This is a genomic window from Barnesiella viscericola DSM 18177 (genome assembly GCF_000512915.1).
Lineage (GTDB): Bacteria > Bacteroidota > Bacteroidia > Bacteroidales > Barnesiellaceae > Barnesiella > Barnesiella viscericola.
Map to the genome: position 1 here is coordinate 2,784,818 of NZ_CP007034.1, position 13,161 is coordinate 2,797,978.

11 protein-coding genes and 1 pseudogene are annotated in these 13,161 nt (G+C 38.3%); 6 read left to right on the forward strand and 6 right to left on the reverse strand.

Annotation, left to right across the window (positions count from 1 at the left end):
- Window positions 1–23: 23 nt before the first annotated feature.
- The 3 genes from BARVI_RS11585 to BARVI_RS11595 all read right to left on the reverse strand — a co-directional run bounded on the left by BARVI_RS11585 (window position 24) and on the right by BARVI_RS11595 (window position 3,147).
- Entirely contained in the window at window positions 24–866 is an 843-nt protein-coding gene (locus BARVI_RS11585) for a hypothetical protein (RefSeq protein ID WP_025279397.1), read from the reverse strand.
- A 169-nt stretch (window positions 867–1,035) separates the two neighbouring features.
- Window positions 1,036–2,151 carry a tyrosine-type recombinase/integrase gene (locus BARVI_RS11590; protein ID WP_038534382.1) on the reverse strand — a complete coding sequence of 372 codons (1,116 nt, stop codon included), beginning with the start codon at window positions 2,149–2,151 and terminating at the stop codon, window positions 1,036–1,038.
- 117 nt (window positions 2,152–2,268) lie between these two features.
- A complete protein-coding gene (locus tag BARVI_RS11595; protein WP_025279399.1) occupies window positions 2,269–3,147 on the reverse strand; it encodes a helix-turn-helix domain-containing protein in 879 nt (292 codons plus the stop codon).
- A gap of 1,060 nt (window positions 3,148–4,207) precedes the next feature.
- Between BARVI_RS11595 and BARVI_RS11605 the strand changes: the two genes are divergently transcribed.
- The 3 genes from BARVI_RS11605 to BARVI_RS11615 are packed head-to-tail and all read left to right on the forward strand — an operon-like array spanning window position 4,208 to window position 6,641.
- Complete coding sequence (locus BARVI_RS11605; protein ID WP_025279401.1) at window positions 4,208–4,528, forward strand: helix-turn-helix domain-containing protein; 321 nt, start codon at window positions 4,208–4,210, stop codon at window positions 4,526–4,528.
- 3 nt (window positions 4,529–4,531) lie between these two features.
- Window positions 4,532–5,803: a type II toxin-antitoxin system HipA family toxin gene (locus BARVI_RS11610; protein WP_025279402.1), complete on the forward strand. Its 1,272-nt coding sequence runs from the start codon at window positions 4,532–4,534 to the stop codon at window positions 5,801–5,803.
- A 43-nt stretch (window positions 5,804–5,846) separates the two neighbouring features.
- Complete coding sequence (locus BARVI_RS11615; RefSeq protein WP_038534724.1) at window positions 5,847–6,641, forward strand: hypothetical protein; 795 nt, start codon at window positions 5,847–5,849, stop codon at window positions 6,639–6,641.
- A gap of 1 nt (window position 6,642) precedes the next feature.
- Here the strand turns inward: BARVI_RS11615 and BARVI_RS11620 are convergent, their stop codons facing one another.
- Entirely contained in the window at window positions 6,643–7,548 is a 906-nt protein-coding gene (locus BARVI_RS11620) for an IS982 family transposase (RefSeq protein ID WP_025277710.1), read from the reverse strand.
- A 266-nt stretch (window positions 7,549–7,814) separates the two neighbouring features.
- On the opposite strand from BARVI_RS11620, the gene BARVI_RS11625 reads away from it, so the two are divergent.
- The 3 genes from BARVI_RS11625 to BARVI_RS11635 are packed head-to-tail and all read left to right on the forward strand — an operon-like array spanning window position 7,815 to window position 11,575.
- On the forward strand, window positions 7,815–8,573 hold the full coding sequence (locus tag BARVI_RS11625; RefSeq protein WP_025279404.1) for a hypothetical protein: 759 nt from the start codon (window positions 7,815–7,817) through the stop codon (window positions 8,571–8,573).
- The gene (locus BARVI_RS11630) at window positions 8,551–10,221 is read left to right on the forward strand and encodes a hypothetical protein (RefSeq protein ID WP_025279405.1); all 1,671 of its coding nucleotides are present in this window, start codon (window positions 8,551–8,553) and stop codon (window positions 10,219–10,221) included. Before BARVI_RS11625 ends, BARVI_RS11630 begins: the two co-directional genes overlap by 23 nt.
- A gap of 40 nt (window positions 10,222–10,261) precedes the next feature.
- On the forward strand, window positions 10,262–11,575 hold the full coding sequence (locus BARVI_RS11635; protein WP_025279406.1) for a DUF2971 domain-containing protein: 1,314 nt from the start codon (window positions 10,262–10,264) through the stop codon (window positions 11,573–11,575).
- 193 nt (window positions 11,576–11,768) lie between these two features.
- Here the strand turns inward: BARVI_RS11635 and BARVI_RS11640 are convergent, their stop codons facing one another.
- Together BARVI_RS11640 and BARVI_RS13230 are read right to left on the reverse strand one after the other, a co-directional pair.
- Window positions 11,769–12,674 (reverse strand): IS982 family transposase, encoded by a 906-nt coding sequence (locus BARVI_RS11640; protein ID WP_025277710.1) that lies wholly within the window; start codon window positions 12,672–12,674, stop codon window positions 11,769–11,771.
- 102 nt (window positions 12,675–12,776) lie between these two features.
- A pseudogene (locus BARVI_RS13230) lies at window positions 12,777–13,056 on the reverse strand (transposase); the annotation flags it as partial.
- Window positions 13,057–13,161: the final 105 nt, after the last annotated feature.

The window sequence follows — 13,161 nt, forward strand, 5'->3', positions numbered from 1 at the left end:
ATTTCATCTGCATACGTTTTTTGTTACGACTCATCGTTATCTGTTGCCAAATGGAAGCGATAGTCTCCCTTTTCAGGTACATCAATTGGAATCTGACTTGCTACCTGATCCCGCAAATTAAGTCTGAGATATTCATGACTCGCGTTTTCAAGTTCGTAGGGGAATGATTCTTTGATAAAGACGGCTCTTTTCGCCAATGGTACTCTCAATCGTTCACCGACATTCCATGCCAGATGACGAAGTCCCGGTGACCGTAGCGGATTGTCAATATTGGAACGAATCGGTTTATAGAGCTCCGGCTGATCACAAGCCATGTACTCAATATTGGAAATGAGAGTCGCTATAGCCTCTTTGGAGAGATAGGGAGCAGTCTTTATGGTTACATATTCCCGAATCGCATCCATAACTTTTACTTGCCTTTTCAGTTCTTTCTCTTTGAGTTCTTCCAGAATGGAATCATACTTTTCCAAATGAGATTCATTGGAACAATCGGGGATGACAGGCTCTTGATTTGACTGTAGGGATGGAGCATACTCCTGTTTAGAAGAATCCGCCGGTTGTTCGGTAGGCGGTGTTTCAGCAATACAAACAGGCTCTGTGGTGCTCTCTGATTCTATAACAGGAGAGGATTGTTCACCAAAAGAGAAGTGGGTGGGATTTTTCGTCAGCCAATTATAGAAAAATTTCTGCAGGACTCCACACAATATGATGGACGTCGCCAGTCCGAGAATTACAGGAGTTGTTATGCGCATGATGTTGATGTCATGGCAAAGGGTAAAATAAGTGGCTATGGCCGCAAAAATGATAACGGATAGCGCAAGGATAAAACTTATTTTCTTAGTTCGGATTTGTTCTGTATTTGTCATCTTCTATCACTATTTGGAATTACTGTACGCCAAAGTTATGTGCGTTATTCCAGATACTGATAAATAATGAGTTATAATCGTCCGATTTTACACAAAAAATTACGGATATAGTCCGATTTTTCGCTCAAAATCAAACTATATCCGCTAAAACAGGTGGTCAAAATGCTTGTCAGTCTTTCCGCATCAGGGTGATTTTCTTGCTGGCTTCACGCTTGTTGCTGTCCACTACTTTCATATACCTTTGGGTTGTGGTTATACTTTTGTGAGCCATCATGCTTTGTATGGTGCGGATGTCCGTTCCGGCAGCCGCTTGCAGCGTAGCAAATGTCCTACGATAGGAGTGGAATGTAATCTTCTTGGTGATTCCAGCCGAACGGATCCACCCTTTCATGTAAGTTTGAGTCCAGCAGCGCTGTAACCCTTTGAATACCATTCCCCGCTTGTCAGGGCTGTAGCCGATCAGGTCCAGTGCTTCCTCGCTGATGGGGATGATGTCCTCGGAGCGGTTCTTCTTGGTGACGATGTGTACGCACTTGCCACCGGCCGAATAGTCCACGATGTCCTCCCAGCAGAGGGCGAGGATGTCGCTGATGCGCAGACTGGTCATGCACGAGAAGAGCGATGCCGTCTTTAGCACAGGCTTCTTGCAGGGTGTCTCGGCCAGCTTGTAGAGTTCTTCCACTGAAAGATAATCCTTGACTACATCCTCGGTCTCGATCTTTTCGAGGAAGTCATTGACGTTGTTGCGGATCAGCCCGTTACGGTAGAGGATTTTCAGAAGTCCCCTGAATGTAGACCAATATCCCGATGCGGAGTTTCGTGTGATGTGTCCGTTACGCTTGAGTTTCTTTGCCGTCAACAGGTACTCACGGAACTTGTTGCAGAGATCAATGTCGAGCTCCTCAAAAGTACATTTCCCATGCACGAAGTTGCTGAAATGGAGATAGACAAATTCCCTCTTTGGGTCATGTTTACGGAGCTGATTACGGAAATACTCCAGGAAATCAGCCTTGAGTTTGTACTTGTCGAAGAAATCATACCGTTCATTCACTACCGACTCGAACCTGCGGCAACGGATGACTTCAGCTTTCTCGGCCATTACCTCGTTGAAGTCCTGTTCCCGCTTGTTCTTCGGATTGGCATATATATAGATGCCAAGCGATTCATGACGGATAACTTTCATTGTTTCCTTGTCTCTATACCCAGGATAATAATCCAGATAAAACGACAGCATCCTGTTTTTCAAAGGACGTGTTCTTAATGTTACGGTTTTACAATCGTTCATAATGTTATATTTTTTATGGTTGTTATTAATTCGCTGGCAAATCACTGTAATGTAACCATGCAGACCACCTTCAGTGAAGATTAATTTTGGAATAATTTACGGTAGCCTATAATCAAGTTACTTACGGACACCCATCACCCGGTCAAAATCCACTTTCAGGAAGCGGACGAAGCGCCCGTTCTTCTCTCGGGGAATCTGGTGGAACTGTAGGATATTATAAACTGAGTCACGGGAGAGGTTGAATTTTTCCATTGCCTCCTTGACGGTGTAATATTCCGCCTTGCTCTCCTGTTCAGCAGTCTTGGAAAGATCGAAGTGGAGTTTGGAGTAGAATATCTGCCCGTGCTCTTTTTTCGAGGGGATATTGTTGCGGTAGACGTGCGAGCGGATGGCGATGCGGGTCATGCCGTATTTCTCCTGGATCTCTTCGGGCGTGTACCACTCCGTCAGGTCGGAATCCACCTCATACTTGGCAAAGGCAGCGTCGATATGCTTCTTGCTGTAATAGTTGAACTGGCGGATTCTCACTTTCGGGACCTTGTGCTGCCGCGTGTAGGTCCATACCCATTTGGCGTTGACCTTGTACTTTTGGGCAATCTCCTCGGCGGTATAGTATTCCGTTATCTTGAAGTCCTCCTTCGGGACCATTCGCTCATAAGGCTTGCTTTTGAGCATGAGCTCGATGTCGGCCCGCCGTATCAACGACATCTTCCCGCTGAGCCGCGATGCGCGGAGCTTCTCCTCCTTGACCAGTTTGTAGATATACTGGCGGCTTACGCCCATCAAACGTGCCGCCTGCGAAAAGGTGAAGTATTCCTGCTTCTCCAGCGACGAGCGCAGTTCCAGCATCTCCTGCATGTGGCGCAGCTCCATCTTCCGCTCCATCATGCGGTGTTTGTAGCCCCGTTTCGAGCATTGCGGGCTGCAATAACAAGTCGTCGTTTTCTTGGCGATGAAGGGTTTTCCGCACCATTGACAAATCCTTTTTACCTCCATATTTTCCCTCTATTTTCTGTCGTTTCTCATAAATACTAATTTCCCCAACTGTCCACACATGTAAACCATTGTCAACACACGTCAACTAATGCGTCACTGTGACATTTCGGCTTGCGTGAAATTTGCTCCGCGGTAGAAATATGGTAGGAAAATATGGAGAAAATCTGTGATCTCCAAACGACACCTGGAAAGTACATAAAAACAAAAGTCGCTGATATACAGCGACTTTATTCTAAATGGTTATGGTTGGTTACGGTTGTTTACAAGCCGTCATTTGCCGATGCAGTATGTGTACATCTTTGATTATCAATAGTATATCGCTCTAAAAGGTACAACCAGTAGGTTGGCAAGTATCTGAGAATGTGTAAGTTAGTGATTTCTAGCGCCATTCTCGGCTTGTACCTCCATTTTAGAAAGTAAAAGTAAGTGTAATTTCTTGAATATCAAAGCCTGTTTTGCGAAAACTTATGAATTTTGAGAATTTTTAGGGTGAAAAGGTACAAAAATGGCCTTGAACCTGAGGGCCACATTATGATTGTTTTGCGAAGTACTCAGCCTTCAACCAATAGGCATAAATTGGGTCCTGGAACGAGATTTCACAAGCCTTATTATCCAATATATCATTCTTGATAAGGGCAGTCTTTGAGTGGAATATTGAGGTCGTTGAAGAGATTTGATAGCGATGCATCACTTCGGTTGAACTGATGGCCTTTTCTCCAGCTATAAGAGTCTTGAGGTAGTTCCGTTGCTGTGAGGTCAGTGTTTCGGTGATTGTTACAAACAACAGACTTATGTGATAGCGGTCACTATTTTTTAAGATAGCCTTAGTAGTAATATTCTGTTCAAATTATTGCTACCTACCTTTCTATAAACAATATATTGTTTGTTATCTATAAAATATCAGCCTTATGAATAATATAATAGCATTTAATATCTCCAACGCCCAATAAATGTGACCAAAGCAGATTTCAACAGAAATAAATTCAAAAAATTATTTCTGTAACACATCATAAAATAAAGTAAAACTGCTATATTTGCATATTATATGATATGTTGAGCTATGACGAAAAGTACGATGGGTACCAAGTTACCAAGAAAGCTGGAGCAGAAGATGCAGATAGTAGGAGAACAGATTAGGCTAGCCAGATTACGCAGAAATCTTAGTATTGCTCAGGTTGCCGAACGTGCCACCTGTTCACCTCTTACAGTTTCTCGCATAGAGAAAGGTGTACCGACAGTGGCAATAGGCATTTATCTTAGGGTGCTTTATGCGCTTCAGCTGGATGATGATATTCTTCTGCTTGCAAAAGAAGATGCAATGGGAAAAGCATTACAGGATTTAAGTCTTAAACAGCGGGAAAGGGCATCCAAAAAAGAATAAGGTATGAAAAAACTCTATGTATTTGCTGATTTTGATTGGTTGAAAGAACCAAGGCTAATTGGAGAGCTGAGTTACGAATCCCTTCGTGGCTCTGATAGCTATGGATTTTGCTATAATGATGAATGGCTCAAGGACTATGGAGGTCTGTTTCTTAGTGATGACTTGAACAACTATCCCGGTCAGCAATACACGGCTCCCGGCAAGGATATTTTCGGATGTTTTTCTGATGCCCTCCCGGATAGATGGGGACGTACATTGATAAATCGTCGGGAGCAGATTCTAGCAAAGGAAGAAAAGCGTCCGGTACGTCGGCTTTCTTCATTCGACTATCTTATCGGGATTGAGGACTTTTCTCGCATGGGAGCTTTTCGATTCAAGGAGTCTATAAATGGAGATTATATCAATGCAAGCGAAGACCTGCGCATACCACCACTGACAGATATTCGTGAGTTGATTGCAGCTAGTTCCGAAATAGAGAAAAGTGAAGATGAGAACAGGTTACCCGAAATGCGTTGGATTGTTCAATTGGTACAACCTGGTTCATCTCTTGGCGGAGCGCGTCCAAAGGCAAGTGTAATTGACGAGAACAAGATTTTGTATATAGCAAAGTTTCCGTCCCGCAAAGATGATTATGATGCTGGGCTTTGGGAACATTTCTCACATCTATTGGCAAAGAAGGCCGGTGTCAATGCTGCAGAAACAAGAGTAATCTCTACAAGCGACAAATACCATACTTTGCTTTCCCGGCGATTTGACAGAAGGGAAGACGGTAAGCGCATACATTTTGCTTCAGCCATGACTCTTTTGGGCTTAAATGATGGAGACAATGCCAATACTGGTAACGGCTATCTGGATATGGTTGATTTTATACTTCAGAACTGTACTAACGTGGAGGATAATCTGAAAGAACTGTATCGCAGAGTCGCGTTCAATATCTGCATCGGTAATACAGATGATCATTTCCGCAATCATGGTTTTCTTCTGACTGCCAAGGGGTGGACTTTATCTCCGGCTTATGATATGAATCCCACTCTGAATGAGTATCAGAGCCTATTGATCAATAGCTCTACCAATAAATCTGATTTGAATGAACTGCTGAATTCTTGCGAGGAATATATGCTTCAGAAACAGTCGGCTCAGCAAATCATTAGTGAAGTACTGAATGCAGTCAAGGAATGGCAATCATTGGCTACGAGACTAGGTATTGCTAAAAGCGAACAGGAACGGTTTGTGGTAGTTTTTGAGAGGCAGGTAACATCGTATGATAGGGTGTAGAATGCATGTATATATAAATGTTATAAATAACTAATGGATTGTTATGTTTGATGGACGAAATATAAACTTAGGGATGCCTAAAGAACTTGTTAGAATGGTAAATTTCTTAAATGAAAAAGCATCTGCTGGTGAGTTTGAGTTTAGTGATTCTGTGTCTTATTGGGAGAACAATAAGCATATCATCGAATCTTTTAGTTATGATAGTCGTGGATGGTATTTTGCCGTTGCTTTCGCATACATTACATATATGAAAGATGGTAATATTATTTTCGATGAAACTGATAATATTAGGAAATGGGCTACGGGATTTCGTCTTGTTGCAGGTGCATCTGGATGGGACCCTGAATTCATGAAGCTAAATATTTTGTCATTTGAAGGTAAAACTGAAAATATAGGTCACCTTGTAGATATAGCAGTTCAAAAATACGCTAGTTCGTATTATGATAATGCCGTTGTCTTAATGTCATTGTTGCCACAATACAAGCTGAGTTGCTTTGCTGGTCTGATGGAGAATGATTTTAATAGATATTGTGTGGATTATCCTCCTGAATGTAACATGGAAGAGTTTGCAATTGCTTTTGTGAAAACGAATCAACTCACAGATGACGACATTAACACTGCTTTTGATATAACTATATCTCACACGTCTTTTATATCAAGTACAGCTATGTCTTTCTTTCTTTATACGATTGATAGATTAGCTGGGCAAAGAAGGGAAACTTGTGAGCAAAAGATCTTAGAATTGTTGCAAGGCGATGTATCACTGTACGTTAATCCTTTATGTAACTGGTTGTTTTTTCAACAAAAGGTTGACTTATTTAACGTGAGTTCGATATAAATTAAAACATCGTGAGTTGTCCGTCTTTGACAAAACGTACGTCAATGGCGGGCTTCTTTTCAAAGAAGCAGTATGCAGCTATGGCAGAGAGCGAGTTGGCAATAAAGTTATTGAAGGAACGGTGTCTGGAGTGTTCAATCTGGGCGATGTTCTTTAACTCGTCATTGACTGTTTCAATCAAAGCACGTTTTCTCAGCAGGATTTTGTCCGCTATGCTCATCAGGGAGTTCTTCATGTTGTTCTTCACTTTGGTTATCAACTGTATGCCGTTAAGAAATAGGTTCTCGAACAAGGTTTGCCCGATATACCCCTTGTCCGCACACAGTTTGCCCTTGATGTTCTTCAGGAACTTTGTCTGTTTCAGCGGTTCACGGTCATCCACATTTCCCGGAGTAAACATGAAATTGAGAATTTCACCCTTATCGTTGATGATCAGGTGAAGCTTAAACCCGAAGAACCATCCCATGGAGCATTTTCCACGTTCGGCGAGACCCTTAAAAGTCTTGTGAATCAATATGCGTTGGTTTCGGCATACACGCAGCGGTGTGGAATCCACAAAGCTGATACCGGTACAAGTACCCAACAGGACTTCCTTGATGAAAATGGTCAGCTGCAGCAGGACTTCCTTTTCCAGTTCTACAAAACGGTTATAGGACACACGTCTGGGAAAGAGATGCGTCAGATGTTTGCATACATATTCTTTGTAGTAATGCTTGAAACATCTGAAGCCTCCCGAGTGGAACAGGACTAGGATGACCATGATTTCCGCATCACTCATCCGGTTCGGCTTATTCCGATGCTTATGATTCTTGTCTTCAACCATATATTTTTCCTGTGTTTTGGCAAATTCCTTGCAAAAATCATCCGCCATACAAAAAATCTCCGTAACTTTAGCCTCTGAGAACATAGTGGTAGTCGCTTAAATGTTATAATTGAGCACTATAAATTTAATGCTTTTATCGCTATGTTCCTAATTTTCAAACTGATAATTTCAATCTTTATATCGAACTCACGTTATTTACAGAGAAATGTATCAAATTATTAATAAAAGGACTTAAAAGTGAGAATAAAGAAGCCGTACTGAGATGTCTTGATGATTCAATATGTATTCATTTAGAAGATCCTAATTTTTTAGCAGATATTTTTATAACTATTGCCGAAAATCTAACTCCAATGGATATTCTAACAATGAAAGGATGTCTGTCTTCTTTCCAAAAGAATAGTGATGATTTTCTAAAATTTGCTTTGTCGTTTATTATCCACCCAAAAGGGATATATCGTGTTGTGGGGCGTAGGCTATGGGATGATTATCATTTGGAATTTTCAGAATTTAATCCTCAAAAAGATTTAGATGAAATACCTCAATGTCTATTTATTATAAGTATGCTTCAAGATTATGGTAATCCGGAGACGAGACTTCCGAAGTTATTGCCATTGATAGAGAGCGATTCAACGCGCGTTCGTAATGTCATAATGAATAGATTGGTACCATATTTAGATGATTATATGGGGCATGTGATTAAAGTTTTTGATAAATTGAATATTAATAATGAGCATGTTATAAAAATCAGGAAGTATTATGACCAAAGAGTCGATGCTATAGAGAAAAGAAGAGCGATTAAAGAATTGTCCCCCAAATACAGTTACGTGATTGAGTATAAAGAAGCAATGAATACTCAAAAACTATATTGGCAACAACAGATGAAGGAAGCTGAAAAAAATAATGAAAGTTTTTTAAACAACATAATGACTAAGGTATTATTGGCAAGAGGAGGAGGTTGGAGGGATGATAGTGGGAATATACAACATTTAGGTTGTATAAAAATTTCAGTACCCTCTAGGCAATTAGTTCAATCTATGACACCTATGGAACAAAATGAATGGATAAATGAATTATTGAAAGATTGGAATGAAACGGCAGGAAATAATTAAACAATATGTGGAATCCTTAAAAGAGGATAATGAATTGGACTATATATTTCCTATACTTTTAGAACGTATGGGATATAGAGTTTTATCAACACCACGACAGTCAAAAGGACAGTCACAATATGGAAGAGATGTGATAGCAATAAAAAAAATTAAGGGGGTATCTACTCTTTTTTTGTTTGAACTGAAAGGATTTGGCTCCAAGGATATAACAGATAGAACACTTAATGAGAAAGATGGTTTGATAGAATCACTAAGAGCATCCAAGTATACCCCTTATGAGGATGTATCTGTTCCTAATCTGTGCAATTTCCCTAGATATTATGTGTTTGTTCATAATGGTTTGATCGATGCAAATGCCCTTCCAACATTTAATGGATTTATTAAGACAGAATTTCCTAATGGAAATTTTGAAGAATGGGACGTAAGTGTGTTAACTACTTATTTTTCAGAGTATTTATTTGACGAAACGTTACTAGCTGATGATGAAAGTTACCGCTTATTTAAAAAAATACTTGTTCTATTAGATGGAGAAGGTAATACCTTCAAGGATATTTCGTCCCTCATAGACATACAGTTAAGTAAAATAGGGACTACAAAGAAAGAAAACAAGAGGATACTTCTTAATATGTTTGCTACATTACGATTGATAGCACATATGATTCATTTTTACTCTATAGAATGTGGAAATCTACTGCCTGCAAAGTATTGCATTGATACTATAATTTTGAAAACTTGGGCTTGGATTCTTAGAACTAAAAAGGAGAAAAAAACTATTATTATTAATTATTTCAATTGTCTTATTGGGTTACAGATTCAAATATATGGGGAGTATATAAATAAAATATTAAGTGTAGTACAATTTCCCAAAGGGTTATTTTGTTTTGAACCGACAGACTCAGAATATATGTTTTATCCGTTAAGATGCTATGATTTCTTAAGCGATTTAGTTTATTTCTATTTCTTAACAGAGTCATTTTACAATGTTTCAAAGCAGGAACATAGAAACAGAATAGAGATTCTAAAGAATATAATTGAAAATAATAATGCTTGCACTATGCCTTTGTTAGATACACACTCTATCACTATTCAAATCGTATTTTTGTACATGTATAAATATGCAAAAAATCAAGAAGACATGAATAGTTTGGGGAAGTATTTAATATATACAGTTATAAATCTGATAAAACGTTATGAAAAGCAAAAAATGTGGCCGGAAATGTATGGAAATCGAATGGCCTTAGCTAAAAGCCTTTATGTGAAGGATGACGATTATCATTGTGAATCGTCCTTGCTTTTAATGGTAGTATTTGAATTGTTATCATACCTAAATTTACCGGAGTTCTACTCTTTTCTTAAGCAGAAAGTTGAAGAATCTGAGGTAAACTTACAGGTCGCATATCCGATAACCAATGGATTCGATATTGAACAATTGCTTTTTGAAAAAAGACTCAATAACGAGTTGGCTGTGCAGACCAATATTAAGCTGCCTGAAACAATAGAATATTTTCAGAATAATTATGTAAAGAAATATAAATCTATTGAGTATAGAAGCGATAAAGCTGGTTATTATTTTTTGCGCGTGTTAGCTCATAAATATTATGAAACTGATTTATTTCCAGATTTTCTTGGTCGTGCATATTGTAAATAATAATTTGCTAATTTTATCTAAAAACTAAAATCAAATTGATATGAGTATAGAGCATAATACCATTTCAAGCATATCTAAATTACTAAATGAATATGGTAGGGAATATCAAATAATTCCCAATAATGAAATATTGTCTAGAGAATACATATGTGATGCTTTTATTTATAAAAAGAATGTATTGATAGCAGTAGTGGAAATTAAAAATCTATATAAAAGATTGGCAAATAAAGGAATACTGCTAAATAGATTATTGCATTATGCAAATAAAGTAAATGCTTCATATTGTATATTGTGTAATGATATAGCAGGTTATTTTTATAAGGCTAATAATTACAACAATATAGAGAATATAGAAGTTCCATTAAGCAAATTAGAGCTTATAATAAGATCTATTATTGAGGAAATCAATAATTTAGAGGAGAAATTTAACCCCAATGAGATTTTGTCAATTTTTAGACAGACAAAAAATGAATGCAATCTCAATAATCGTCAATTCAATAATTTTATAGATGAGCTTGATGTCGATTATATAAAAAACAATATCTCGAAATTGCCTGATGGCCGTTTTTCTTTAAGTGAAGAATTTGAAAGAAAATTCTTTACTAATATGCTTCTAGATAGAGAATTTAATCAATTATGCAGATATACTTCTCTCTCATCAACAATAAGAATAATCAAAGAAAAGAAAGCAAGTGTATGTAGTATAGCTTGTATGAATGATAAAAGTGAATGTTATTATTTTGATCAGTATATCAATAATATTGATAAAATTGATTATTCGTCATTATCACCTTATGCCATTAAAGAAATAAACAGTACATATATCAGTTCGTGTGCTGAAATTGAAAGCAAAGACAAACTAACAATGTGGAGAATGTATGGAAACGATGCTAAAGGTACTTGCTTAATCTATGATATAGATAAAGGTTTATTGGATAATAACTTTTTCATAGCTCCAATTTCCTATGCTGATAAAGACAAGAAGCATCCATATATTGAGTTTATAAAAAAGCTACTAGAAAAAGATATATGCTTTAATCAACTTAATATATGGAAGCACTTTTTCAAGCCTGTAGATTATAAAGATGAGAAAGAAATAAGATTACTTTATTTCTGTGATGATGAAAGTAAGTTTAAATGGATTCAATCGTCTGATGAAATATTTTGCCCAATAATAGAATTTCCTATTGATGATGGCAACAATAAATACCCATTGATTATAGAAGAAATAATTTTAGGCCCTAAATGTCCAGAAAAGATAACAAACAGACAACAATTACAACAATATTGTTCATATAATAAGATTCCTAAAAAAGTAAATATTACTTTGTCTGAAATAGATAATTACAGGTAGATTTTATGAGGATGTAAACTATGCTGTGTAGCAAAGAGTAAAACTTGACAAACAGGTAGTGTAAAATAAACTGTGTCATACATTATTTCTCTCCAGAAAACCCATCGGTCGGGAAACGGCCAGCGCCAAGGGGCGGGACCACCCGTCCCGACGAGCGTAAAATTACAATAATTTAACGTGAGTTCGATATAAATTAAAACATCGTGAGTTGTCCGTCTTTGACAAAACGTACGTCAATGGCGGGCTTCTTTTCAAAGAAGCAGTATGCAGCTATGGCAGAGAGCGAGTTGGCAATAAAGTTATTGAAGGAACGGTGTCTGGAGTGTTCAATCTGGGCGATGTTCTTTAACTCGTCATTGACTGTTTCAATCAAAGCACGTTTTCTCAGCAGGATTTTGTCCGCTATGCTCATCAGGGAGTTCTTCATGTTGTTCTTCACTTTGGTTATCAACTGTATGCCGTTAAGAAATAGGTTCTCGAACAAGGTTTGCCCGATATACCCCTTGTCCGCACACAGTTTGCCCTTGATGTTCTTCAGGAACTTTGTCTGTTTCAGCGGTTCACGGTCATCCACATTTCCCGGAGTAAACATGAAATTGAGAATTTCACCCTTATCGTTGATGATCAGGTGAAGCTTAAACCCGAAGAACCATCCCATGGAGCATTTTCCACGTTCGGCGAGACCCTTAAAAGTCTTGTGAATCAATATGCGTTGGTTTCGGCATACACGCAGCGGTGTGGAATCCACAAAGCTGATACCGGTACAAGTACCCAACAGGACTTCCTTGATGAAAATGGTCAGCTGCAGCAGGACTTCCTTTTCCAGTTCTACAAAACGGTTATAGGACACACGTCTGGGAAAGAGATGCGTCAGATGTTTGCATACATATTCTTTGTAGTAATGCTTGAAACATCTGAAGCCTCCCGAGTGGAACAGGACTAGGATGACCATGATTTCCGCATCACTCATCCGGTTCGGCTTATTCCGATGCTTATGATTCTTGTCTTCAACCATATATTTTTCCTGTGTTTTGGCAAATTCCTTGCAAAAATCATCCGCCATACAAAAAATCTCCGTAACTTTAGCCTCTGAGAACATAGTGGTAGTCGCTTAAATGTTATAATTGAGCACTATAAATTTAATGCTTTTATCGCTATGTTCCTAATTTTCAAACTGATAATTTCAATCTTTATATCGAACTCACGTTAATTTAAACCGGTCTCCAAACTTTATGGCGAGTTGTTGTGAGATAGTAGCCCAATTGGCAAGTGGCATGGTCCACTTCTTCCGTATATTGCGGTATGCAAGATAAACCAGTTTTTGGGGGGCCGTATACGACGGGAACACGCCCTTATTTTTTGTTACCTTACGGATCTGGCGGTGATATCCTTCAACGGTATTTGTAGTATATATAAGCTTACGGATAGCCGGAGTGTTACTGGAAGTATTCGGACAGTTTATCCCAATTGTCCTGCCAGGACGAGGATGTAAATTAAACTGTGTCAACAAAGAGTAAAATAAAATATTAACTTTGCTAACACAGTTTTTTTATGAATGAAAGAAGAATTTGATTTTGAATCCAGAA

Coding starts and splice junctions, on each gene's coding strand:
- BARVI_RS11630 (WP_025279405.1), top strand. CDS start 8,551: ATGAAACGGCAGGAAATAATTAAACAATATGTGGAATCCTTAAAAGAG.
- BARVI_RS11610 (WP_025279402.1), top strand. CDS start 4,532: ATGAAAAAACTCTATGTATTTGCTGATTTTGATTGGTTGAAAGAACCA.
- BARVI_RS11640 (WP_025277710.1), bottom strand. CDS start 12,674: ATGTTCTCAGAGGCTAAAGTTACGGAGATTTTTTGTATGGCGGATGAT.
- BARVI_RS11625 (WP_025279404.1), top strand. CDS start 7,815: ATGGATATTCTAACAATGAAAGGATGTCTGTCTTCTTTCCAAAAGAAT.
- BARVI_RS11595 (WP_025279399.1), bottom strand. CDS start 3,147: ATGGAGGTAAAAAGGATTTGTCAATGGTGCGGAAAACCCTTCATCGCC.
- BARVI_RS11620 (WP_025277710.1), bottom strand. CDS start 7,548: ATGTTCTCAGAGGCTAAAGTTACGGAGATTTTTTGTATGGCGGATGAT.
- BARVI_RS11635 (WP_025279406.1), top strand. CDS start 10,262: ATGAGTATAGAGCATAATACCATTTCAAGCATATCTAAATTACTAAAT.
- BARVI_RS11605 (WP_025279401.1), top strand. CDS start 4,208: ATGACGAAAAGTACGATGGGTACCAAGTTACCAAGAAAGCTGGAGCAG.
- BARVI_RS11585 (WP_025279397.1), bottom strand. CDS start 866: ATGACAAATACAGAACAAATCCGAACTAAGAAAATAAGTTTTATCCTT.
- BARVI_RS11590 (WP_038534382.1), bottom strand. CDS start 2,151: ATGAACGATTGTAAAACCGTAACATTAAGAACACGTCCTTTGAAAAAC.
- BARVI_RS11615 (WP_038534724.1), top strand. CDS start 5,847: ATGTTTGATGGACGAAATATAAACTTAGGGATGCCTAAAGAACTTGTT.